The 20,385-nt window shown below is 70.2% G+C and carries 23 protein-coding genes; 14 read left to right on the top strand and 9 right to left on the bottom strand.

The window, feature by feature from the left end:
* Positions 1–6 precede the first annotated feature (6 nt).
* Positions 7–1,455: a MocR-like pyridoxine biosynthesis transcription factor PdxR gene (gene pdxR / locus IF47_RS0102630; protein WP_031506301.1), complete on the bottom strand. Its 1,449-nt coding sequence runs from the start codon at positions 1,453–1,455 to the stop codon at positions 7–9.
* Positions 1,456–1,502: 47 nt separating this feature from the next.
* Here pdxR and IF47_RS0102625 point away from each other — a divergent pair, with 47 nt between their 5' ends.
* Both IF47_RS0102625 and IF47_RS0102620 read left to right on the top strand, forming a co-directional pair.
* Positions 1,503–2,018 carry a carboxymuconolactone decarboxylase family protein gene (locus IF47_RS0102625; protein ID WP_031506300.1) on the top strand — a complete coding sequence of 172 codons (516 nt, stop codon included), beginning with the start codon at positions 1,503–1,505 and terminating at the stop codon, positions 2,016–2,018.
* A complete protein-coding gene (locus IF47_RS0102620) occupies positions 2,015–2,758 on the top strand; it encodes an isocitrate lyase/PEP mutase family protein (RefSeq protein ID WP_031506299.1) in 744 nt (247 codons plus the stop codon). Before IF47_RS0102625 ends, IF47_RS0102620 begins: the two co-directional genes overlap by 4 nt.
* 68 nt (positions 2,759–2,826) lie before the next feature.
* Here the strand turns inward: IF47_RS0102620 and IF47_RS31365 are convergent, their stop codons facing one another.
* Positions 2,827–2,991, bottom strand: a complete 165-nt coding sequence (locus IF47_RS31365; RefSeq protein ID WP_245640968.1) for a winged helix-turn-helix transcriptional regulator — start codon at positions 2,989–2,991, stop codon at positions 2,827–2,829.
* 168 nt (positions 2,992–3,159) lie between these two features.
* Between IF47_RS31365 and IF47_RS0102610 the strand changes: the two genes are divergently transcribed.
* From IF47_RS0102610 to IF47_RS0102580, 6 genes are all read left to right on the top strand, one after another.
* A complete protein-coding gene (locus IF47_RS0102610; RefSeq protein ID WP_078591504.1) occupies positions 3,160–3,753 on the top strand; it encodes a Uma2 family endonuclease in 594 nt (197 codons plus the stop codon).
* 81 nt (positions 3,754–3,834) lie between these two features.
* Entirely contained in the window at positions 3,835–4,710 is an 876-nt protein-coding gene (locus IF47_RS0102605) for an SUKH-4 family immunity protein (RefSeq protein ID WP_031506297.1), read from the top strand.
* Positions 4,711–4,717: 7 nt separating this feature from the next.
* A complete protein-coding gene (locus tag IF47_RS0102595) occupies positions 4,718–6,466 on the top strand; it encodes a P-loop NTPase family protein (protein WP_051716867.1) in 1,749 nt (582 codons plus the stop codon).
* Between the two features lie 115 nt (positions 6,467–6,581).
* Positions 6,582–8,153: a WXG100-like domain-containing protein gene (locus IF47_RS0102590; RefSeq protein WP_031506295.1), complete on the top strand. Its 1,572-nt coding sequence runs from the start codon at positions 6,582–6,584 to the stop codon at positions 8,151–8,153.
* Between the two features lie 13 nt (positions 8,154–8,166).
* Positions 8,167–8,736 carry an SUKH-4 family immunity protein gene (locus tag IF47_RS0102585; protein WP_031506294.1) on the top strand — a complete coding sequence of 190 codons (570 nt, stop codon included), beginning with the start codon at positions 8,167–8,169 and terminating at the stop codon, positions 8,734–8,736.
* Between the two features lie 146 nt (positions 8,737–8,882).
* Complete coding sequence (locus IF47_RS0102580; protein WP_031506293.1) at positions 8,883–9,107, top strand: SUKH-4 family immunity protein; 225 nt, start codon at positions 8,883–8,885, stop codon at positions 9,105–9,107.
* A gap of 170 nt (positions 9,108–9,277) precedes the next feature.
* On the opposite strand, the gene IF47_RS0102570 is transcribed toward IF47_RS0102580, so the two are convergent.
* Positions 9,278–9,898 carry an ISAs1 family transposase gene (locus tag IF47_RS0102570; RefSeq protein WP_281179443.1) on the bottom strand — a complete coding sequence of 207 codons (621 nt, stop codon included), beginning with the start codon at positions 9,896–9,898 and terminating at the stop codon, positions 9,278–9,280.
* Here IF47_RS0102570 and IF47_RS32075 point away from each other — a divergent pair.
* The 3 genes from IF47_RS32075 to IF47_RS28540 all read left to right on the top strand — a co-directional run bounded on the left by IF47_RS32075 (position 9,825) and on the right by IF47_RS28540 (position 11,567).
* Positions 9,825–10,121: a nucleic acid/nucleotide deaminase domain-containing protein gene (locus IF47_RS32075; RefSeq protein ID WP_425423544.1), complete on the top strand. Its 297-nt coding sequence runs from the start codon at positions 9,825–9,827 to the stop codon at positions 10,119–10,121. The genes IF47_RS0102570 and IF47_RS32075 overlap by 74 nt on opposite strands.
* Before the next feature lie 14 nt (positions 10,122–10,135).
* The gene (locus IF47_RS0102565; protein ID WP_031506291.1) at positions 10,136–10,693 is read left to right on the top strand and encodes an SUKH-4 family immunity protein; all 558 of its coding nucleotides are present in this window, start codon (positions 10,136–10,138) and stop codon (positions 10,691–10,693) included.
* 310 nt (positions 10,694–11,003) lie between these two features.
* Entirely contained in the window at positions 11,004–11,567 is a 564-nt protein-coding gene (locus tag IF47_RS28540) for an SUKH-4 family immunity protein (RefSeq protein WP_051716866.1), read from the top strand.
* Positions 11,568–11,612: 45 nt separating this feature from the next.
* On the opposite strand, the gene IF47_RS0102555 is transcribed toward IF47_RS28540, so the two are convergent.
* The gene (locus IF47_RS0102555; protein ID WP_031506289.1) at positions 11,613–12,851 is read right to left on the bottom strand and encodes an SUKH-4 family immunity protein; all 1,239 of its coding nucleotides are present in this window, start codon (positions 12,849–12,851) and stop codon (positions 11,613–11,615) included.
* A gap of 161 nt (positions 12,852–13,012) precedes the next feature.
* Here IF47_RS0102555 and IF47_RS0102550 point away from each other — a divergent pair, with 161 nt between their 5' ends.
* Together IF47_RS0102550 and IF47_RS0102545 are read left to right on the top strand one after the other, a co-directional pair.
* The gene (locus tag IF47_RS0102550; protein WP_031506288.1) at positions 13,013–13,612 is read left to right on the top strand and encodes a TetR/AcrR family transcriptional regulator; all 600 of its coding nucleotides are present in this window, start codon (positions 13,013–13,015) and stop codon (positions 13,610–13,612) included.
* 167 nt (positions 13,613–13,779) lie between these two features.
* Positions 13,780–14,967 (top strand): MFS transporter, encoded by a 1,188-nt coding sequence (locus IF47_RS0102545; RefSeq protein ID WP_031506287.1) that lies wholly within the window; start codon positions 13,780–13,782, stop codon positions 14,965–14,967.
* Between the two features lie 177 nt (positions 14,968–15,144).
* Here IF47_RS0102545 and IF47_RS30545 read toward each other — a convergent pair whose 3' ends face one another.
* Together IF47_RS30545 and IF47_RS30035 are read right to left on the bottom strand one after the other, a co-directional pair.
* Positions 15,145–15,318: a hypothetical protein gene (locus tag IF47_RS30545; RefSeq protein WP_157839912.1), complete on the bottom strand. Its 174-nt coding sequence runs from the start codon at positions 15,316–15,318 to the stop codon at positions 15,145–15,147.
* Positions 15,315–15,752: a hypothetical protein gene (locus tag IF47_RS30035; RefSeq protein WP_031506286.1), complete on the bottom strand. Its 438-nt coding sequence runs from the start codon at positions 15,750–15,752 to the stop codon at positions 15,315–15,317. Before IF47_RS30035 ends, IF47_RS30545 begins: the two co-directional genes overlap by 4 nt.
* Before the next feature lie 84 nt (positions 15,753–15,836).
* Here IF47_RS30035 and IF47_RS27390 point away from each other — a divergent pair, with 84 nt between their 5' ends.
* Complete coding sequence (locus IF47_RS27390; RefSeq protein WP_106982469.1) at positions 15,837–16,097, top strand: GntR family transcriptional regulator; 261 nt, start codon at positions 15,837–15,839, stop codon at positions 16,095–16,097.
* An 81-nt stretch (positions 16,098–16,178) separates the two neighbouring features.
* On the opposite strand, the gene IF47_RS0102520 is transcribed toward IF47_RS27390, so the two are convergent.
* The 3 genes from IF47_RS0102520 to IF47_RS0102510 form a co-directional block, all read right to left on the bottom strand.
* Positions 16,179–17,138, bottom strand: a complete 960-nt coding sequence (locus IF47_RS0102520; RefSeq protein WP_031506284.1) for an ABC transporter substrate-binding protein — start codon at positions 17,136–17,138, stop codon at positions 16,179–16,181.
* A 72-nt stretch (positions 17,139–17,210) separates the two neighbouring features.
* Positions 17,211–19,307, bottom strand: a complete 2,097-nt coding sequence (locus IF47_RS0102515) for an ABC transporter permease subunit (protein ID WP_078591501.1) — start codon at positions 19,305–19,307, stop codon at positions 17,211–17,213.
* Positions 19,304–20,365, bottom strand: coding sequence for a quaternary amine ABC transporter ATP-binding protein (locus tag IF47_RS0102510; protein ID WP_245640979.1), 1,062 nt, complete (start codon positions 20,363–20,365; stop codon positions 19,304–19,306). The genes IF47_RS0102515 and IF47_RS0102510 overlap by 4 nt, the downstream gene beginning before the upstream one ends.
* Between the last annotated feature and the right edge of the window lie 20 nt (positions 20,366–20,385).

The raw sequence follows: 20,385 nt of genomic DNA, 5'->3' as shown, positions 1-20,385 counted from the left end.
TGTGTCCTATGCCGCGGCCCGCCCGAGGGCGCCGCGCAGCGCCCGGCACAGGGCGTCCACGGCCGCGGTGAAGGCGTGCTCCGGCGGGGTGCCGTAGCCGACGACGAGCCCGTCGGGTCCGGTGTCGGGGCTCTCCGGGTGCCGGAAACGGGCGAGGCCCTCCACGGCCACCCCCTCCCGCCGTGCCGCCCGCAGCGCCGCCTCCTCCGTGCCCGGCGGCAGCTCCACCACGACGTGCAGCCCGGCCGCGATGCCGGTGACCCGTGCGCCGGGGACGCGGTCGGCGAGGGCGGCCACGAGCCGGTCGCGGCGGTTCCGGTAGCGCAGCCGCATGGCGCGCACGTGCCGGTCGTACGCGCCGGACTCGACGAAGTCGGCCAGGACGAGCTGGTCCAGGGTGCCGCAGGTCTCCGCCGCCTCCCGCCGCGCGGCCAGCACCGCGTCCATCAGCGGTTCGGGCACCACCATCCAGGCCAGCCGCAGGCCCGGCGCGAGGCTCTTGCTGGCGGTGCCGAGGTAGACCACCCGCTCCGGATCGAGGTCCTGGAGGGCGCCGACGGCCCGACGGTCGTGGCGGAACTCCCCGTCGTAGTCGTCCTCCAGCACCAGCCCCCCGGTGGACCGCGCCCAGTCGACGACGGCCGCGCGCCGGTCGGGGTGGAGGGGGAAGCCGGTCGGGAACTGGTGGGCGGGGGTGAGGAGGACGGCCCGCGCCCCGGTGCCGGGCAGGGCCGCCACGTCGGCGCCCTTCTCGTCCACCGGCAGCGGGACCGTCCGCGCCCCGGCGCGGGTGAGCAGGTCGCGGTGGACCCACAGGCCGTGGGACTCCACGGCCACCGTCCGGCCGAGCAGGCCGACCAGCAGCGACAGCGCGCGGACGAAGCCCGCGCAGACCACGACCCGGTCCGCCTCGGCGCGCACTCCCCTGGCCCGGGCGAGGTAGTCGGCCAGGACACGGCGGAGTTCCGGGCGTCCGCGCGGGTCGTCGTAGTCGTATCCGAAGGCGGCGTGGGGCGCGGCGGTCAGGGCCCGGCGGGTGGCGGCGAGCCAGGCGGACCGGGGGAAGGAGGAGACGTCCGGCCGCCCGGGGCGCAGGTCGTGACGGGGAGGCGACGGCACGCGGGCGGGCCGTGCGGCGGTCTCCGACGGTGCGCGCCGCACGGCCGCGAGCCGGCGCGCGGTGGGTTCGGCGCGCCGCGCGACACGGGTGCCGGAACCCTGCCGGGCGGTGAGCCACCCCTCGGCGACGAGTTCGGCGTACGCGTCGGCCACGGTGTTGCGGGCGACGCCGAGGTCGGCGGCGAGCGAACGGGAGGAGGGCAGCCGGGCGCCGGGGGCCAGCCGTCCGGTGCGCACCGCCTCGCGCAGGGCGCGTGTCAACGACGCCCGCACCCCGCCCGGACCGTCCAGGTCCAGGTGGAGGTCGCTGCCCGAAGTGGCCCAGGATTCCCGCACGGAAATGGACCATACTCCTGGGCTACCGCCGCCCTAGGGTCATGGGTATGACGACCTCTCAGGCGACTTCTCGGACGACCCCTCAGGAGAACCGGAGCACCCACGGCCCCCGTATGAACCTCTGGAAGCTCGCGCCCGCGGTCTACCAGGGCATGTCCGCCTTCCAGGGAGCCGCGTCCAAGGAACTCGACCCGGTCATCGGCGAGTTGGTCAAGATCCGTGCCTCGCAGATCAACAAGTGCGCCTTCTGCCTGGACATGCACCTCACCGACGCCCGGAAGATGGGCGAGTCCCAGCTCCGTCTGGATCTGATCGCCGCCTGGGAGGAGTCCCCGGGCCTCTTCACCGAGAAGGAGCAGGCGGCGCTCGCGCTCACCGAGGCGATCACACTGCTGACCGACGGCTTCGTCCCGGACGAGGTGTACCGGCGGGCCGCGGAGCACTTCGACGAGACCGAACTGGCCCACCTGATCGCCCAGATCATCGCCATCAACGCCTGGAACCGCTTCCAGGTGACCACCCGCGCGGTCCCCGCCTCGCTGAAGAACGCCGACGAGGAGTGACCGCCTCCACCACCCCTGGCCCGGTGGAGGCGTTCCGGGCGCTCCACCACCGCCCGGAACCCCTGGTGCTGCCCAACGTCTGGGACGCGGTGAGCGCCCGCGCCTTCGCCGGCGCGGGCTTCCCCGCGCTCGCCACGTCCAGCAGCGCCGTGGCCGCCGTCCTGGGGTACGCCGACGGCGAGGCCACACCGGCGGACGAGATGTTCGCGGCCGTCGCCCGGATCGCGCGGTCGGTGGGCGTGCCGGTGACGGCCGACGTCGAGCGGGGCTATGGACTGCCCCCGAAGGAGATCGTCCGGCGACTGCTGGACGCCGGGGTGGTCGGCTGCAACCTGGAGGACTCCGACCCGGCCGCACGGGAACCGGTGGACCCGCGCCGGCAGGCGGAGTGGCTGGCCGAGGTGTGCGCCGAGGCGGACGGGAGGCTGCTGGTCAACGCCCGCATCGACACGTACGTGCGCGGTGTGCCCGACCCCTTGGCGGCGGCCGTCGAGCGGGGGCGGCTGTACGCGGCGGCGGGCGCCGGCTGCCTCTACCCCATCTTCGCGCCGCCGGACCACCTGGCCGTGCTCGCGTCGGAGACCGGGCTCCCGATCAACGCCCTCGGTGTGCCCGGCGCCTCGCCCACGCCCGCCGAGCTGGGCGCTCTCGGCGCCTCTCGCGTCACCTTCGGCGGCTCGCTCCACGCCCGCGTCGCCGCCGGGATCGCGGAGTCGGCCGCCGAACTGCGCGCGGGCTGATCGCCGTTCCACCGCACACGGCCGCCGCCGGGACGCCCGGTGGCGGCCTCACCGCTTCACGCGGGTGCTCACAGTCCGCGGGCGGCCGTGATGTGGTCCACGTGTTCCTCGCCCCGGTCGCCGAGCGGCAGCAGCGCCTTGTCGAGCGAGGCCCCCGCCTCGGTCGGGGAGTACTCGACCCTCGGCGGAACCTCGCGGTGGAGCTCGCGGTGGACGGCGGCCTCAACCAGCACACACCCCGGCCCACACCCGACCCGCACGGCCGTGTCCTGCCGCCTCGCGGATCGTTGTCTCGCGGGGGAATCCGTCACCGGTGCCCGTGTGTGGCCCATGATGGTGACAGCCCCCACGAGGCAGGCAGGACGGCACGGACGTGCACAGCCACAGAGAGGGGGCCCACCATGGGAGGTCTCGTGATGACGGCGCCGCTGCCCGACCAGGAGTCGCACGACATGCTCCGGACCTACGCGCAGCTCGATCTGCCCGAGGGTCGGCGAGCCGAACTCATCGGGGGGGAGATCGTCATCTCACCGACGCCCACGAACCACCACAACTGGATCTACAGCGAACTGCACTACCTCCTCGCTCACCATTCCAGGAAACGCGGCTGGTCCGTCACCAACACCACCACCGTCGCCCTCCCCGCCACCGACGAGCGCTACACCCCCGATCTCCTGGTGTGCGAGTCGGCCGTGCTGCGCAGCGCCCGGGAGTGGCAGGTCGCCGCCGAGGACGTGCTGCTCGTCGGCGAGATCGCCTCGATGTCCACCGTCCTGCGGGACCGCAAGAACAAGGTGCAGGGGTACGGCCGGTCACTCGTGCCGCTCTACCTGCTGGTGGACCCGCTGGACGGGGACGGGAGCGTGACGCTGTTCGCCGAGCCGGACGGATCTGGTCGCTACCGGGTGGAACACCGGGTGCTGTTCGGTGAGAAACTCGCCCTTCCCGAGCCGTTCGACCTGGAGGTCGACACCTCGGTCTTCGTCGGAGAGTGACCCCCACGCCCGCCGGCCGAGGCGAGCGTCGGGCGTTAGTCTCGGTGGCCCGTCATCGACGATCAGCCTTGGGGAGAGCACGTGTCGGCGAGTGACCCGGTCAGCGAGCACTTCGGCGCCGATGGCATGCGCCGCTTCTCCTCCGCCGCGCTCTACGGCTCGGCGGTGCCCGACGACGCCACGCGGACGCTGGAGGAGACCGGCGTGCCGGTGGCGGTGGGTCCGTACTTCCGCGCCTCGGGCATCGGCGAGGCCGTACGACTCGGCGTGTACGCCTCCCATCACCGGCTGGACGCGCCGCCGCCGGAGCTCGGGGGCTGGGTCCGGCTGGGCGATGACCGGGGGGCCGAGCTGTGTGTCCGGCCGGACGGCGCCGTGCAGGCGGTGTTCCTCTCCGAGGTCGTGCCGGACATGTTCGTCAACGCGAGCGTGGACGCACTGAACCGCTCCCTGACCGCCCTCGACCGCGCCCTGCCGCGCATCGCGGCGGCCGACGGCATGGAGGGGGCGGTCGCGGTCTTCCGCGAGTTGAACGGCGAGCTGCGCGAGGTGGACCCGATGGCCTTCACCGAGCGGGAGAGTTGGTGGCCGCGGGTGCTGGACGACGTGCGCCACACCCTCAACTTCCCCTTCTCCTCGGCTTTCGAGTTCATCGCGGACAGCGGGCAGAAGGAGATCGTCACCGATCGGACGGGACCAGGCCGCCTCCACCCGGAGGAGCGGATCTGGCGGCGTCTGTCCTCCTCCGGCATCACGCCCGAGCGCGTCACGCGCGTCTACTGCGAGCTGGAGCCGTGTCTGATGCCGGGTCACTACTGCGCGGTCTGGATGCGGGAGCTGTTCCCACACGCGGAGTTCACCCACAGCTTTGACTACGGGGAGACGGCCCACTCGCGCGAGGAGGGCTTCAAACAGTTGATCCTCCACGCCGCCGAGCAAGCCCGCGGGCAGCGGTGAGCAGGGCGTGACGGGCATACGTCTGCGACGACCGGGCGCCGGCCGCGAACCGGCGGCCGCGGCCCTGCTGGGTTGGCTGACCGACCCCCACGCTCCCGGCCTGTGTGTGGTGACGGGCCCGGCCGGGGCGGGGAAGTCCCATCTGCTGGCGTGGCTGGTCCAGCACGGCGGCGCTCGTTCGGACGAGGACGGCGACCGGCGCGTCCACGCGGTGGCGCCTCTGTCCGGGGTGAGCGTGCGCGGCGCGGCGTGGTTGTTCGCCGACGATCTGCGGGTGGTGGCCAGGGCGCCGGACGAACTGGTCGAGGCGGTGGCGGCCGACACCCGGCGCACGGTGATGATCGCCGCCGACCTCCACGCGGCGCGCTCCCCCGCGGCGGTCGTCGAGCGGGTGCTGCTGCCGCTGCTGCGCATCCCCCACGTCCGTCTGCTGGTGGAGTCCCGTACCGGTGAGCCGTGCACCGCCGCACTGCTCGACGCCGCGTCCGTGCCGGCCGTGCTGGACCTGGCGGAGGAGCGCTGGACGGACCGCGCCGGTTTCGCGCGCTGGGCGGCGGGCCTGGGCACGGGGGCGGACGCGGAGGAGGCGTACCCCGACCCCGGACGCGCTCTGGGCCGGCGCCCGGAGGAACCGGAAGCGTTCCGGCCGCGTGCCCTCACCCCGCCCGAGGTGGTCGGCGCCGACCCGCACGCGGTCACCGCGTGGCTGGAGGAGGCCGAGCGGGACGGGGAGCACATCGGCGCCCTGGGCCGTGCCTGGCTGCGTGCCGGGCAGTCACTCTGCCGCGACCGGTCCCCGTCCGCCCGTGCGTTCACCCTGCTCGCGGCGCTCGGCGACGGCGCGGAGGAGGGCGTGCGCGGCGAACTGACCGCCCTCGCCGAGCCCGAGCCGTGGCGGGTGGTCCGCTCCCTCACCCGGGACGACAACGGTCGGGGCTGGCCTGGCCCCGTCTCCGCCCTGGCCGCCGGGCGGGCCGGGCACGACGGTGCGCTGCTCGTCGCCGACCACCTCGGCAGTGTGCGGGTGGTGGACGCGAACCACTGGACCCCCCGCGGCAGGCTGTCCACCGACGAGGCCGGCGCGGCCCGTGCGGTGCTCTGCCTGCCGGAGGGCACGGTGGTCGTGCTGGACGAGTGGGGACGGGTCCGTCCGGCCGGGGAGATCGCGGAGCCCGTCCCCGGCCTGCGCCTGAAGGTCCTCGTCGACCCGGACGCGGACCCGTGGAGGGCTCTGCGGGACGCGGTCTTCTCCCTCCCCGGAACCGTCGACGCCCCTCTCACCGCCACGTGCTCGCTCCCCGACGGCGCCGTCTTCGGCGACGAGCGGGGGCGCGTCCATGTCCTCACCCGGGACACCGCGCGTTCCGGCCCGCTCTCCCGGCCCCTCCACCGGGGCCGCGTCACAGCGCTGGCGGGACTGTCCCTGGGCGAGGACGGCCCGGCGCTGCTCTACTCGGGCGGCCTGGACGGACGCGTACGGGCGTGGGGGGCGGGTGCGGAACCCCTGCCGGTTCCGGTTCGCGAACGTCCCGTTCCCGTCGCGGCGTTGGCCGCCGGCCCCGATGCCTTGGTGGTGGCGTGGGCGGACGGTCTGGTGGAGTACGAGCCCCTGGACGACGGTACGGCGATCTCCTTCCGACCCGGTCCTCCGGTGCGGGCGGTGTGCTGCCACGGCGGGGGCGACGGCGGCCCGCGGGTGACGATCGGCATGGACGAGGCCGTCATGACCCTCGCCCCCCGTACCGCCACTCGTTGACGCGTACTGCCCTCGAACACCAACTCCCCTTCCGCATAACCTGTTTGAGGTGTTCACGTAAGTCGCCGCGCCCCGCCACGGGACGACGGTACGGGGGGAACGGGGGGACAGCCGGGTGGGCATACAACTGCCTGACGAAGTGCGGGACGTTCTGGAGTTCATCGGCATCGACTGGCCGGACATCGACGAGGACGAGCTCAGGGATACCGCGAAGGAGTACCGCGACTTCGCGGACGAGCTGCGCGACACCATTCAGAAGGCCGACCGGGCCTGCAGTCACATCACCGCCGGCCGCAGCAAGGGCGAGGCCGTCGATGCCTTCAAACAGCGCTGGGGCAAGGTCTCCGGCCAAGACATGAAGAACCTCGCCAAGGCCGTCGACGTCCTGGCCGGCGCCATGGACTCCGGTGCGACCTACGTCACCACCTGCAAACTGGCGATCATCGGCAACGTCACGGCCTCCGCTGCCACCGTCACCGGTGGCATCGTCGGCGCCTTCTTCACCGGGGGGCTCACCGCCCTGCTGAGCGCCGCGGCCGTGGCCGCGCTCAAACAGGCCGTCAAGGAGGCGATCGACCTCCTCGTCTCCAAACTCGTCGACCTGGCCGTCCAGAAGATCGAGGGCGAGGTCATGGGGCTGCTCGAAGGGCTCTTCGATGGCAGCACCACCTCAGGCGGGCGCGGCAGGAACGGCAAACCGCTCCCCGAGGGCTCCGCCGCCCTGGGGCAGGAGCTGTGGATCGAGTTCGCGGAGTTCGAGGACGCCATCGCCGAACTCGGCCAGGAACACGAGCGCTTCACGGACAAGAAGGATCGTTTCACCGGCAAGCGCCAGAAGCGCAGCCTGGTTTCCAAGAAGGACGACCGCTTCGCCAAGTTCGGCGCCGCCATCGACAAGGCCGAGGACAAAGTCGAACAGTCCGCACACAGGATGCAGAAGGAGCTCGAGAAGAACGTCGAGGGCCTGGACAAGACGAAGCGGTCCAACGACCGGAACGAGAAGGACACCAAAGACGACTTCGACAGGTGCCGCCGCGACAGCGACGATGACGACGACGTCCCGATGTACCTCCTCAACGCCGACGGGTCGGTCAAGGTTCTTCATCCCGACGGCCGGCTGAGCGATGTCCCGAAGGACGACAAGTCAGGCATATGGAATATTCTAGAGAAAGACGGAACAGTATGGCGCCCGAAAGGCAAGGGCAAGAAGGGCAGGAACCCCTACCCTGTCCCGGCGGGGAGGCAAGGCCCCAAGGTATCTTCACGGAAGATTCCCCCTGGAAGCACCGATCTGTCGCGGGCCACCGAGATCGCGCGCTTCGCGAAAGACGACTACGGAGGCACGAACTTCGCGGCAGGGCGCTACATGGCCCCAGAGACCGGCAAGGCCATCATCCTTGTCGGCGACAGCAGGGGGCCCCATTCGGAGAAAACGATCGGGTACCCGCTACTGAAACACGGCCGGGAAGAAAATCTCCGCGAAATTTACACCGAGCGGGAGCCTTGTCAATTATCACCAAAATGCGACCAGTGGCTGGATCTGTACTTCAGATCCAGGAATCCGGACCTTGAGGTGACACACGCGAACTCTTATGACCAGTCAGACAAGACGTCCAAAAGAGACAAAGAGCACCTCGAGTACATGGAAAAACTGGAGAAGCGCCACAAAGCACAAGGGCGCCCCTGAGGAGGGATGATCGGTGTTGACCACTATTCGCGCCGAGGGCGTCCTGCAGACCTTCGGGATCTGCAACGTTGCATACTTCCCGCTGGAGGCCGACGCTCACTTGCATGCTGATACGGCCCGATTCCTGTCCACCGTGGGCATTCCTTCAAGCTCCTTCTTCACGGCTATGGTGGACCCGGAAGATCCAGCGGATTTCGAGCCTGTTCCGAGCCTGAAACTCTCGTTCGAGGAGGACGGAGCACAGTGTCCCCCTGAATCCGAAGGGTGGGAGGTGCTGGGCCAGTTCGTGTATGCCACCGTGGCTCTCGACCCAGTGGACGGTAGAATCTATTCCTTCCCGGAAGGCGAGGAATTTTACGTCCCCATGCATACCGATGTCTCCTCGCTCGTGCACGCCCTGACCGTCCTCGAAGAGGGGAAACGCCAGTACACGAAACTTCCGCCGCGCGACATGCAGGGATACGCCGACGTCGTCGAGCATATGAGACAGCGCATCACGGCCGTCGATGAAACCCCGTTCGCCAGCGCCGACGGCGAGTGGAGCAAAGTTTTCGAAGAGATTTCTCTCGGGATGTGGGGCTAGTCACAGCCCTTGCCTCGCATCCGCACCCGGCCTCCGCATGAGCCACGCCGTCAGCGCCGGCGACCTTGTCCGTCGGTTCGGCTTTCAGGGTAGGTTTCTGTTCCCCTCGGCGAGTTCACTCTGCCGCCGGCTGCTGTGGAGAAGCGTTGCCGTTCACCGTTGAGCACCGGGAGCTGGTCGCCGCCGTGGGCGCGGAGAACGTGCACGTGCTGTCCCGGGAGGACGCCGAGCGGTACGAGTTCCACGGTGAGGCACTGGAGTTCCTCACCACGGTGGAGATTCCGGAGACGGCGCAGTTCGCCTTCGGTTTCCTGGACGGCTTCTCCCCGGGACAGGTCCTGTGCGGTGAAGACCTCGCCGGGCTCGGCTGAAAACTCCCACAGGATGTGGACGGCTGGGTCCGGCTGGGCTACCTCACGCTCACCATGTTCGGCAGGGACTCGTTCGTTTCCCCGAAACCCCACGGTGGGATGCGACACAACGAACTCACGGTCAAGAGATCGGCCTGATCCTCTCCCCAGGGTCCCGGCAAAGTTGTTGATCACGCCATCAGGAGCAGGTTGATGGGGCGGTCGGTGTGGCGTGCGTGATGCCGTAGGGCGGCGGCGATGTTGTCGTGTCCGTGCAGTCGCAGCAGGGTGATCGCGGTGTCGCGCAGGCCCGCCATGACGCGGGGTGCGTTGCCGGTGCGGATATGGGAGCGGTCTTCGTCGAAGGTGACGTCGCGGACCCGGTGCAGGCGGTTCTCGACCTCCCAGTGCGACTGCACCCATGTGGCCAGGACGGCGGGCGGCGCGGTGCGGGCGTCCGCGCTGGTGATCAGGTAGACGATCTCGACGGTCCGTCGGCCCTTGCGGGTGACGGTGCGCCGCAGTTGGGCGACTTGGCGGGCCCCGGCGAACTCGACCCAGGCCGGCACGTCGACGACCTTGATGGTGCGGGTGGCGCGGCGTCCATGGCCTCGGTCCGTCCTGGTGACGGCGGGTATCGAGGTCCGGGGAAGCGTCTTGAGCTGTGCGTACAAGGATTTCTGGTTCGCCTCCACGGTCAGGACGTAGTCTCCCCCGGCCCCGGTTATCAGGGTCGCGGTGTCGTGCTGGGTGTGCAGTGCGTCCATCCTGATCGGTCGAAGCGACGGAAATTTCCACTCCGAGAGAATCATTGGACACCCACTGATACACACGGGAAATGAATCCGGACTGAAGGAGATATTCACGGAACGCGAGCCCTGTCAGAAGAATCCTAGGTGCAACCGATGGCTGGACAGCCGATTCCCGGACACCACCGTCACTCACGCCGCCGACTACAGACAAGATGATCCATCAACGAAGAACAAAGAGCACAAAGAATATCTGAAAGCCCTGAAGGAAGCACACGGAAAGTAGACTGGAATACCCCTATGGAATATCCCGCCAAACTGGAAGATCTCGTCCGCCTGTACGGCATCGAGGGGGTCGTCTTCTTCGCCCACCACCCCAGTAGCCCCTACGACGACGCGACCGCCAACCACCTTGCCTCCGTCGGGCTTCCGCACGGCGGAGTGTTCTCCTCACGAGTTGACGCCGACGACCCCGAACGTCTGCCGGCCGAAGTGGGGCCTCGATCCGACCTCTACCATCGGGGCTACCCCGAAGAGAGTCGCGAATGGCATGTCCTTGGCCACCTGCCCACCGCCTTGATGACGATTGGCCCCTCTTCCGGCAAGGTGTACGCGTTCCCGGAGGGAGACTCCGAATACCAACTACTGCACCGCGACATCCGGTCCTTCGTTTACTGTCTGGCGGAGTTCCACAAGGTGGATGAAACTTATCGGGCAGCCTACCCCGACACCCCTGATGTTGAATCCCTCGTGGAGGGATTCAAGGAAACAGTGAACCGAATCGACCCTTCGCCGTTCGAGGATCCGGATTCGGTATGGAACCTGATGCTCGAAGAAATGATCGATGAAATGTGGTGAAAGGTGAGCGACTCGGAAAAATCGATCGCGCATGGCGAGTCAGTCGCAGCGTTCAGTGTCGAGCGGTTCTCTCGGCCGACTGCCGAACGTCCAAGGAACTCGACCTGTCCGACTCTGACTTGAACCCTCTTCAAACAGTACGTCGAGGACGAGGATGCGGCGTACGAGGAACGGCAGGCCGCCATGGGCGCCATCCGGCGGCGAATCGAGAGCCACGATCCTCTTCCATTCTCCACCTCGGAGTGCCAGTGGCACGAGGGGTTCGAAGAGATCGCCGCAGGAATGTGGGCATGACAGTATGCGAGGTCAGGTGAATGGGCTGAGATTCTCGATCACGCACGACGAGCTCGTCGCCGTGTTCGGCGCCGAGTGCGTCTCCCGGTCCGACCGGCGGGAGGCCGAGGAATTCGAGTTCTCCGGCCCCACCCTGGAGTTCCTGTGCACGGTGGGGCTGCCGTCCATGCCGAAGGCGGAGGTCGCCGCTCCCGGCGGGGAGTGCCTGCTGTGGGATCCGGACGAGGCGCGGGAGAACGGCCGGGAGCAGCACGGGGAAACACGGGGCTGGGTCGTCTTGGGCAACATGCCCGGCTCCACCCTGGCCCTGGACCCGGTGACCGGAGTCGTCCACGGGAGCCACGACGACTTCGAGACGCACATGCCCTTGCACTCCGACGTCTCGTCCCTGGCCTACACCATCCATGCGGTGAAGAGATCGCTCCCCGAAATCGCCGTGGCAGCCGGCCAGGGAGAGCGCGACGAGATCATCGACGGACTGCAGCGGTTCATCGCCGAGCGCGACCCGCTTCCCTTCGCCGATGAGGACAGCGAGTGGAACGGCGCCTTCGACGAGATCGTCATGGGGATGTGGACCTGACCGGCTCCTCCCCTCCCGCCTCCACGGAGGGGAGCCGCACGGCCGTCAGAGGACGCCGCCCGCCTCGTCGTGGAAGACCTCGGGCCAGTAGCGGAAGTCGTCGGGCCCCTCCGGTGGCAGGCAGGCGACCGGATCGAGGGAGGCGAGGACGCCGATCATGGTGTCGGCGAGCTCGTGGTAGAAGTCCTGGGTGAAGTCGTGCTCCTCGTTCAGCACCTGCTCGCGGTGGTGCGTCCACACCGTGAAGGCCAGGGTGGAGACGTCGGCGTTCACCGGGGTGACGGCGCTGTCGCCGAGTTGGCCGTAGAGGACCTTCCCGGTACGGCCGTCGAGCAGCACGTCGAAGTCGTGGATCAGGCCGCCGATCGACAGCAGGTGGTCGGCGTCGGCGGGCAGGTGGTCGGCGCTCTCCGGGTCGCGGAACAGGTGCCGCAACTCCGGCATGGCCCGGTACCGCGCGTCCACCTCGGGCAGGGGCCGCAGCAGGTCGTCCTCCTCACCGTCGAGACCGAACATGAGGCCGTCGCGCGGCAGTCCCACCTCGGTCAGGAAGCGCCGGGTGGGCTCGTGCACCAGTTCCCCGGGCAGCTCCTCCGGGGCGACGCGGACGATCCGGTCCGCGCCGAACGCCTCCTCCAGCACCTGCCGGGGCAGGTCGAGCCGGAGGCCGTCGCCGGGCCCGGCGATCAGGGCGAGTGGCCGTATCAGCGCGGCGATCCGCCAGAAGACCGGCACCGGATGCCCCCAGCCAGCCCGGTCCCCGACGGGCCCCCAGTCTCCACTCCCCCAGTCCGCGCCGGCGAAGACCGACAGCAGCAGCTCGGACGCCTCGGCGACCGCTTCGGGGCCGGTGCGGCCGGCCAGGTGCCGGAAGGGGCCGCGCCGGGCCTCGAAGTCGTCCACCGCCGTCAGGAAATCCGTCAGCGTCGCGAGGGAAGGCGCCAGCGGATACAGCTCCGCGTTGCCGGGGGACTTGTCCCACAGGTACAGGCTGAAGACCCGCCCGGTGGCCCCGTCGAGGACGACCTCCTGCGTCTCCTCCTCCCGCACCGCGAGGTGACCGATCACCACCAGTTCCGCGATGTACGGGTCGAGGTCGGTCGGGTCCGCCTCCGCGGCGACCAGGTGCGGCACGGTCACCAACCGTGCCTCGGCCACCGGCGCGAACCGCGTCAGGCCGTGCTCGGCCGGCAGCCCCTCCCGCGTCAGCACCCGGCGTGTCGCCGCATGGGTGATCGCCGGATGGAGCGTGTCCTCCCCAACGGTGACCGGCCTGTCCGCCATGGCACCCCCGTGCTCGTCGTCGATCTTCGGCCGACGCCACTCTAGGGACGGCCACCGACAACGACGGCCAAGAGGCGGATGCCGGGGCCGGAAGGCGCCCACAACGAGGCGGAGGCGGACGGGTATTGAACCGATCGATGCAAAACTGCTACGGTCGCGCCATGGCCCGGCCGAGGACCTTCGACGAGGAGCGGGCCCTGGACGCGGCGATGCGCACCTTCTGGGAGAAAGGCTACGAGGCCACTTCCACCCAGGACTTGTGCGACGCCACCGGCCTGGGTCGCAGCAGCATCTACAACACGTTCAAGAGCAAGCACGACCTGTTCGAACGTGCCCTCGCCCACTACATCGACACCATGACGAACGCTCAGGTGGCGATCCTGGAGAATCCCGGGCGAACGGCGGCCGACCGTGTCCGCGACCTGCTCGCCAGGATCATCGAGAACGAGACGGACCATCGGACCGGGGGCCGCAGCATGGGATGCCTGACGGTGAACACCACCGTCGAACTGGCCGCCCGCGATGCCGGGGTGGCCGGAATCCTGGAGCGCGACACCGCCCGCCGGCTGGCCGCCCTCCGCGCCGTGATGGAGGCCGGCCGGCGCGACGGGAGCATCACTTCCCCACGGGGCCCGGAGGCGCTGGCCCGTTTCGTCGACGCGGCGATCGGTGGCATGCGGGTCTCCGGACAGGGCGGCGCCGACCGCGCCGCCCTGGAATCCATCGCCGAGGTCGTCATGGATGCCCTGACGCCTCCCTGACACCTCGGCCCCTCGACCCCCTGACCTCTCGACCCCTCGACCCCCTGACCTCTCGACCCCTCGACGTGGACGCGGTCGCCGCGGAACGTCCGCATCCACATGCCCAAGTTTTGAACTGACCAATCCATAACGCTCTCGGGAGCGTCTCGTCCGAAGGAGACCGCATCGTGCCTCGTGCCGTGTACGTCCTGGCGCTCGGCATCTTCGCGATGGTGACCAGCGAGTTCGTGGTCGCCGGACTGATGCCGCAGATGGCCGACGGTTTGAATGCGACCATCCCGCAGATCGGGTACCTGATCACCGCCTTCGCGGTGGCCATGGCAGTCGGCGGGCCCTTACTGACGGTCGCGGTGCTGAGGGTTCCGCCGCGCACGGCCCTCATGGTGCTGTTCGCCATCTTCCTGACCGGCAACGTGCTGGCCGCCACCGCGACCGACTACACCACCATGCTGATCGCCCGAATCGTCACCGGCATCGCCTCCCAGGCCTTCTTCGGCGTCGCGGTCTCGCTCTGCGCGCAGCTCACCCGACCCGAGATCCGGGGCCGGGCGATCGCGGTGGTCATGAACGGCCTCATGCTCGGCACCCTGCTCGGCCTGCCCATCTCCACCCTGGTCGGCGAGCGGTTCGGCTGGCGCGCCGCGTTCTGGACCATCTCCGCGATCACCCTGGCCGCCGCGGCGGCCACCCTGCTCGGGGTGCCCCGCATCGAACGCGCCGCGGGCGGCGGCGGCCTCCGCCAGGAGATCGGCGTCTTCAGAAACCCCGGGCTGTGGCTGGCCCTGTCCACCAGCACCCTGATCATCGGCGCCACCTTCTCCGCCTTCAGCTACTTCAACCCCATCCTCACCGAGGTCACCGGCTTCTCCACCGGCACCGTCCCCGCCCTGCTGGTCGGCTACGGTGCCGCCACCGTCATCGGCAACACCGTCGTCGGCCGCTTCGCCGACCGCCACACCGTGCCCGTGCTCACCGTCGGCCTGGTGCTCAACGCCGCGTTCCTCGGCGGCTTCGCCCTCCTGGCCGACGCGCCCGTCCCGGCCGTCGTCTGCATGCTGGGCATCGGCCTGGTGGGCGTCACCATGAACCCGGCCATGGTCACCCGCGTCCAGCGCACCGGCAACCCCGGCCCGCTGGTCAACACCGTCCACTCCTCCTTCATCACCCTCGGCATCATCCTGGGCTCCTCCATCGGCGCCGTCGCCATCGACGCCTGGGGGCTGCGAGCGCCCCTCTGGCTCGGCGCCGGCATGGCCTTGGCCGGCCTGGCCACCGTCCTGCCCGACCTGACCCGCCGCTCCTCCCCCGGCTCTCCCGCCCCCGTCCACGCCACCGGACAGACGGAACGGGTCTGAACCACCGTGCTCGATCCGTCCGGGCGGGAGGCGGTTCCTCCCGCCCGGACGCGGGCGGTCGTCAGCCGGTGTGGTGGACGGCCTGGAGGAGCAGGACCAGGGCGAGGGTGGAGGCGGCCACCAGGAGGGTGCTCCAGGTGCACGACTCCAGGCGCCGGCGGCGCCGGTCGAGGGACATCACTCCCGCTCCTCCGGTTGTCCGGTCCGGGACGGGGGTGTGGGGTGGCACGCGCAGGCGCACACCAGGTGGTGGACGCCGGGGACGCCGCTGTCGCGGGGCTCGGCGTCGGCGCAGTCGGTGTGGAGGCCGATGGCGCAGCGCGGGGAGAAGTACTCCGGCTCGCTCGTCATCGGACGCCTCCCGCCATCGCGTGGATGTCGCGGGTGTCCAGGTCCAGTCCCACCGTGGCGAGCCACAGCACCCGGCGGCGGTGCCGCCGTACGGCCCGCTCGTGCGCGGTCCAGTACGGCCGGACCAGCGCCGTCTCCTCCCCGTTCAGCGGCCGGGTCTGCTCACCGCTGTACGACGACCGCCACGCGGGAAGGCGAACGATCGGCCCCGCAGCGGCCGGTGCGGGCCGGACGTCGCTCGTCAGTGGCGGGGATTTGCGGTGCCGGCCGGTGGCCGGGAACAGTCGGGCGAGCAGCAGGGCGAGGATGGGACGGCATGCCCGTCCGAGGGCACGCGCGATAAGGTCTCGCACGTCGTCAACTCCTTGGAAGTTGGTGGCCATGCCCCCGGGCCGGTTGCAGCGGTCGCGGGGGTTCTTCGTGCGATCGAGCATATCCCTAGCATGCTAGGGGGTACTAGGGGATTGTGCAGGACACCGTGGCTCGCACTGATGTGCAGTGAGTGCCAATGTTGCTGCGTGATCGATTTCGCCCCCGACGTGCCCAGATGGATGCAGGTGGCCGATGTGATCCGGCAGCGGATCGCCGACGGCACCTACCCACCACGCACTCGCGTGCCCTCGGTGATCCAGTTGCAGGCGGAGTTCGGGATCGCCCAGGCGACAGCGCAGAAGGTGCTCTCCCGGCTGCGTGCCGAGGGCGTCACCTATACGGTGCCGGGCCTCGGCTCCTTCGTGGCCGAACCCGAGGAAGCCGGCGAACGGCCGGAGAAGAAGTAGGCACGCAGGGAAAACGGCGGGCCCGGAACGCGTGCGCGTTCCGGGCCCGTGGCCGTGGGGGTGGGCCGGTCGTCGGCCGGGTCAGTCCCCCTTCGGGAGCCACTTCTCCCAGGTGTCCCGGTTCTCCTTCACCCACTTCTCCGCCGCCCGCTCCGACGACATGCCGTCGGAGGCGATCCACTTGGCGACCTCGTTCTGCTGCTCGGTCGACCAGTGGAGGTTCTTGATGAACTCCGCCGCCTCGCCGCCCTTCTCGGCGAAGCCGGCGTTGAGGAACTTCTGCAACGGCAGTTCGGGGTAGGCGCAGGCGACCTTCTCCGGGTCGGCGTCACAGCCCTCGGTGTACGGGGGCAGCTCGACCTCGACCATCTCGACCTCGGCGTTCAGCCACTGCGGCGTCCACCAGTACGACAGGAACGGTTCCTTGTTCTTGACGTACTTCCTGATCTGGGTGATCTGGGCGGCCTCGCTGCCCGCGTAGACGGTCTTCAGGTTCAGGCCGAGGTTCTTGATGATCGCGTCGTCGTGGGTGGTGTACGACGGCGAACCCTCCAGGATCTGGCCCTTGCCGTCACTCTCGGTGGTCCTCAGCTCGTCGGCGTACTTGTTGAGGTTCTTCCAGTGGGTGACGTCGGGGTGTTCGTCCGCGAAGTACTTGGGGACGAACCAGCCGATGTGGCCGACCACGCCGAGGTCGCCGCCGGGGACGACGGTCTTCTTCTCCTCTATGTAGAGCTTCTCCTTCTTGGGGACGCCGCCCCAGTCCTCCAGGATGGCGTCGACCTTGCCGGTGCTGAGGGCGTCCCAGGCGACCGGCTCGTCCATCTGGATGATCTTGGTCCTGATGTCGAGTTCCTTCTCCAGGATGTGCTTGGCGATGGCGGCGTTCGCCTCGGCGCCCACCCAGGAGGGGATGGCGATGGTGACGATGCCGTCGCTCGCGGAGATGTTGGTCTCGGCGGCTCCGCAGGCGCTGAGCACCGTCATGCCGAGGGCGCTCGCCCCGGCGACCAGGGTGGTGCGGATGCGTCTGGTGTTCATGTCGGACGTGTCCTTCCGCGGTGTCGTCTGTGGTGTTCGGCTCCGGCAGGCGTCGGGTTCGGGACGGGCCCGTCACCGACCGCCGGGCCGCCGCGCCGCGGCGGGCTGCGTGATCCGGTCCAGGACGACGCCGAGGCAGACGATCGCCACACCGGCGGTGAGGCCGACGTCGAGCTCGCTCTTCTGGAGGCCGTAGACGATGTCGTAGCCGAGCGCGCCGCCGCCCACCATGCCGCCGATGACGACGATGGCCAGGACGAGGACGACACCCTGGTTGACGGCCAGCAACAGGGCGGGCCGGGCCAGCGGGAGCTGGACCTGCCGCAACTGCTGGAGCGGGGAGGCGCCCATGGAACGGGCCGACTCCAGGGCTCCCGGGTCGATCTGCCGGACGCCCTGGGTGGTGATGCGGATGACGGCGGGCAGCGCGTAGACGACGGCCGCGATGATCGCCGCGGTGCGGCTGGCGTTGAACAGCGCCACCACCGGGATCAGGTAGATGAACTGCGGCATCGTCTGCATCACGTCGAGCACCGGGCGGATCGCCCGCTCCACCCAGGCCACGCGGGCGGCCAGGACGCCGACGGCGAAGCCCAGCGCGAGCGTGAGCACCAGTGCGGCGAGCACCTGGGAGAGGGTGTCGAGCGAGCCGGACCACAGGCCCATCACGCCGATCGCCGCGAGGGCGGCGGTGGCGGTCAGGGCGGTGCGCCAGGTGCCGGTCAGCAGCGCGAGGGCGGCGACGGCCAGGAGCAGCAGCCACCAGGGGGCGCCCTGGAGTCCGTCGCGCAGCGGGTTGAGGACCCAGCGGGCGAAGTTCTCGGACCAGACGAGGGTGCCGCCGACGAGGGGGAGGCCGGCGTCGATGCGCTCGGTGACCCAGGTGACGGCGGTGTTGATCGGGGCGGAGATGCTGACGGTCCAGTTCACCGGCCAGTCCCTGCCGACGACGGAACCGACCGCCGCGGCGACGGCGACCGCGGCCAGGGCGCCGGCCCGGCCGGCCCAGGCGCGGGCCCGGCTCACGGGGCCGGACGAGGAGGTGTCGTCCAGCCGCGCTCCGGCGGCGGCGGTCGTGCGGTCCAGCCAGACCGCGATCAGCACGATGGCGATGCCGGGGGCGAGTGCCTGGCCGACGTCCACCCGGGCCAGGGCCTTGAAGACCGCGTCGCCCAGACCGCCCGCGCCGATCACCGAGGCGAGGACGACCATCGACAGGCTCATCATGATCGTCTGGTTGAGGCCCAGCAGCATCTGCTTGCGGGCCAGGGGCAGTCGGGCCGTCCACAGCCGCTGCCAGGGGTTCGAGCCCAGCGAGGCGGACGCCTCCAGCACGGCCGGATCGGCCTCGCGCAGCCCGAGCGCGGTGAGGCGGGCCATGGGCGGGGCCGCGTAGATGACGGTGGCGATCAGGGCCGAGGGCACGCCGACGCCGAAGAGGAGGACGAACGGCAGCAGGTAGGCGAACGCCGGCATCACCTGCATGGTGTCGAACACCGGGCGCAGCAGCTTCTCGCAGCGGTCCGAGACCCCGGAGAGCAGGCCGAGCACGGCGCCCAGGGCGGCGGAGGCGGCGACCGCGACGATCATCAGCGCCAGGGTGTCCATGGCGGGCTCCCACATGCCGAGCAGCCCGATCACCGCGAAGGTGCCCAGGGCGGTGGCGGCGGTGCGCAGGGCCCTGCGGCCGAGGTTCGCGCCGCCCGCGTACCAGGCGACGACCACGGCGGCGACGGTCACGCCCACCCAGCCGAGCCCGTCGAGGAAGGCGAACACGCCGTCCACGGCGTACTGGGTGTTGTTGCTGATGTGCAGCAGGAAGTAGAGGAAGACCCAGTGGGACTCGCGGTTGTCGACGATCCAGGCGTCCAGCCGCTCCAGCGGCGCGCGTACGTCGTAGGTCAGTGCGGAGGGCCAGCTTCCGCTGCCCCACAGGGAGGCGGCCACGGGGATGGCCACGGCGGCGACGGCGACGAGGGCGAGGAGTCTCCACCCGATGCTCACGCCGTCGGCGCGGTCGGTGAGGCGGCGCAGGACGCCCGGCGACGACGGGGGTTTCCCGCGTTGGTCCGCCTCGACGGACCCGGCCTGTTTCTTCGGGGTCTTCTGTGTTCTCTGGGGCTCCTGGGCCTTCGAGGCCGCGGAGGGGGTCGGAGCGACGGCCGTCATGCGGCGACCCCCTCCCGGCCGCCGGTATGGGAGCCACCGGCATCGGGGTCCAGTCCCGCGACGACGGCCAGCAGCCGCGCGTGGTCGACGATGCCCAGGACGCGGCCGTCCTCCACGACGCGGATGTGCCCGCCGCTGCGCGCCACGGCCTCGATGGCGTCGGCGACGACCGTGCCGGGGGCGATGGCCACCCCGGTGTCGGCCTCGCCCTCCAGCGCCGGGCGCATGGCCCGACGGACGGAGACGACCTGCTCGCGCGGCACGTCGCGGACGAAGTCGCGGACGTAGTCGTCGGCCGGTTCGGCGACGATCTGCTCGGGGGTGCCGAGCTGGACGATCTCGCCGTCGCGCATCAGCGCGATGCGGTCGCCGACGCGCAGCGCCTCGCTCAGGTCGTGGGTGATGAAGACCATCGTGCGGCCCTCCTCACGGTGGAGGCGGATGACCTCCTCCTGCATGTCACGGCGGATCAGCGGGTCCAGGGCGCTGAACGGCTCGTCGAACAGCAGTACCTCGGGGTCGACGGCCAGGGCGCGGGCCAGGCCGACGCGCTGCTGCTGGCCGCCGGAGAGCTGGCCGGGGCGGCGGTCGCCGAGCCCGGCCAGCCCGACCTTCTCGACCATCTCGGCGGCGCGAGCGCGGCGTTCTGCTCTGCCCACGCCCTGGATCTCCAGTCCGTAGGCGACGTTGTCGAGGACGGTGCGGTGGGGCAGCAGCCCGAAGTGCTGGAAGACCATGGCGGCACGCCGGCGGCGCAGTTCGCGCAACCGGCTCCTGTCCATGGCGAGGACGTCCTCGCCGAGGACGTGGAGGGCGCCGCTGGTGGGCTCGATCAGTCGGGTCAGGCAGCGCACGAGGGTGGACTTGCCGGAGCCGGACAGGCCCATGACGACGAACACCTCGCCCCGGGCGACGTCGAAGGAGACGTCGCGCACGGCCGCGGTGCAGCCGGTCCGCTCGCGGACCTCGGCGACGGACAGGCCGGTCAGGGACTCGTCGCCGGGGACGCGGTCGGCCTTGGGACCGAAGACCTTCCACAGGTTGCGGACGGAGAACACCTGGTCGGCCGCGGTGTCGG

Source organism: Streptomyces megasporus, assembly GCF_000718985.1.
Taxonomy (GTDB): Bacteria; Actinomycetota; Actinomycetes; order Streptomycetales; family Streptomycetaceae; genus Streptomyces; species Streptomyces megasporus.
This window is presented reverse-complemented; position numbering and strand designations above follow the sequence as displayed.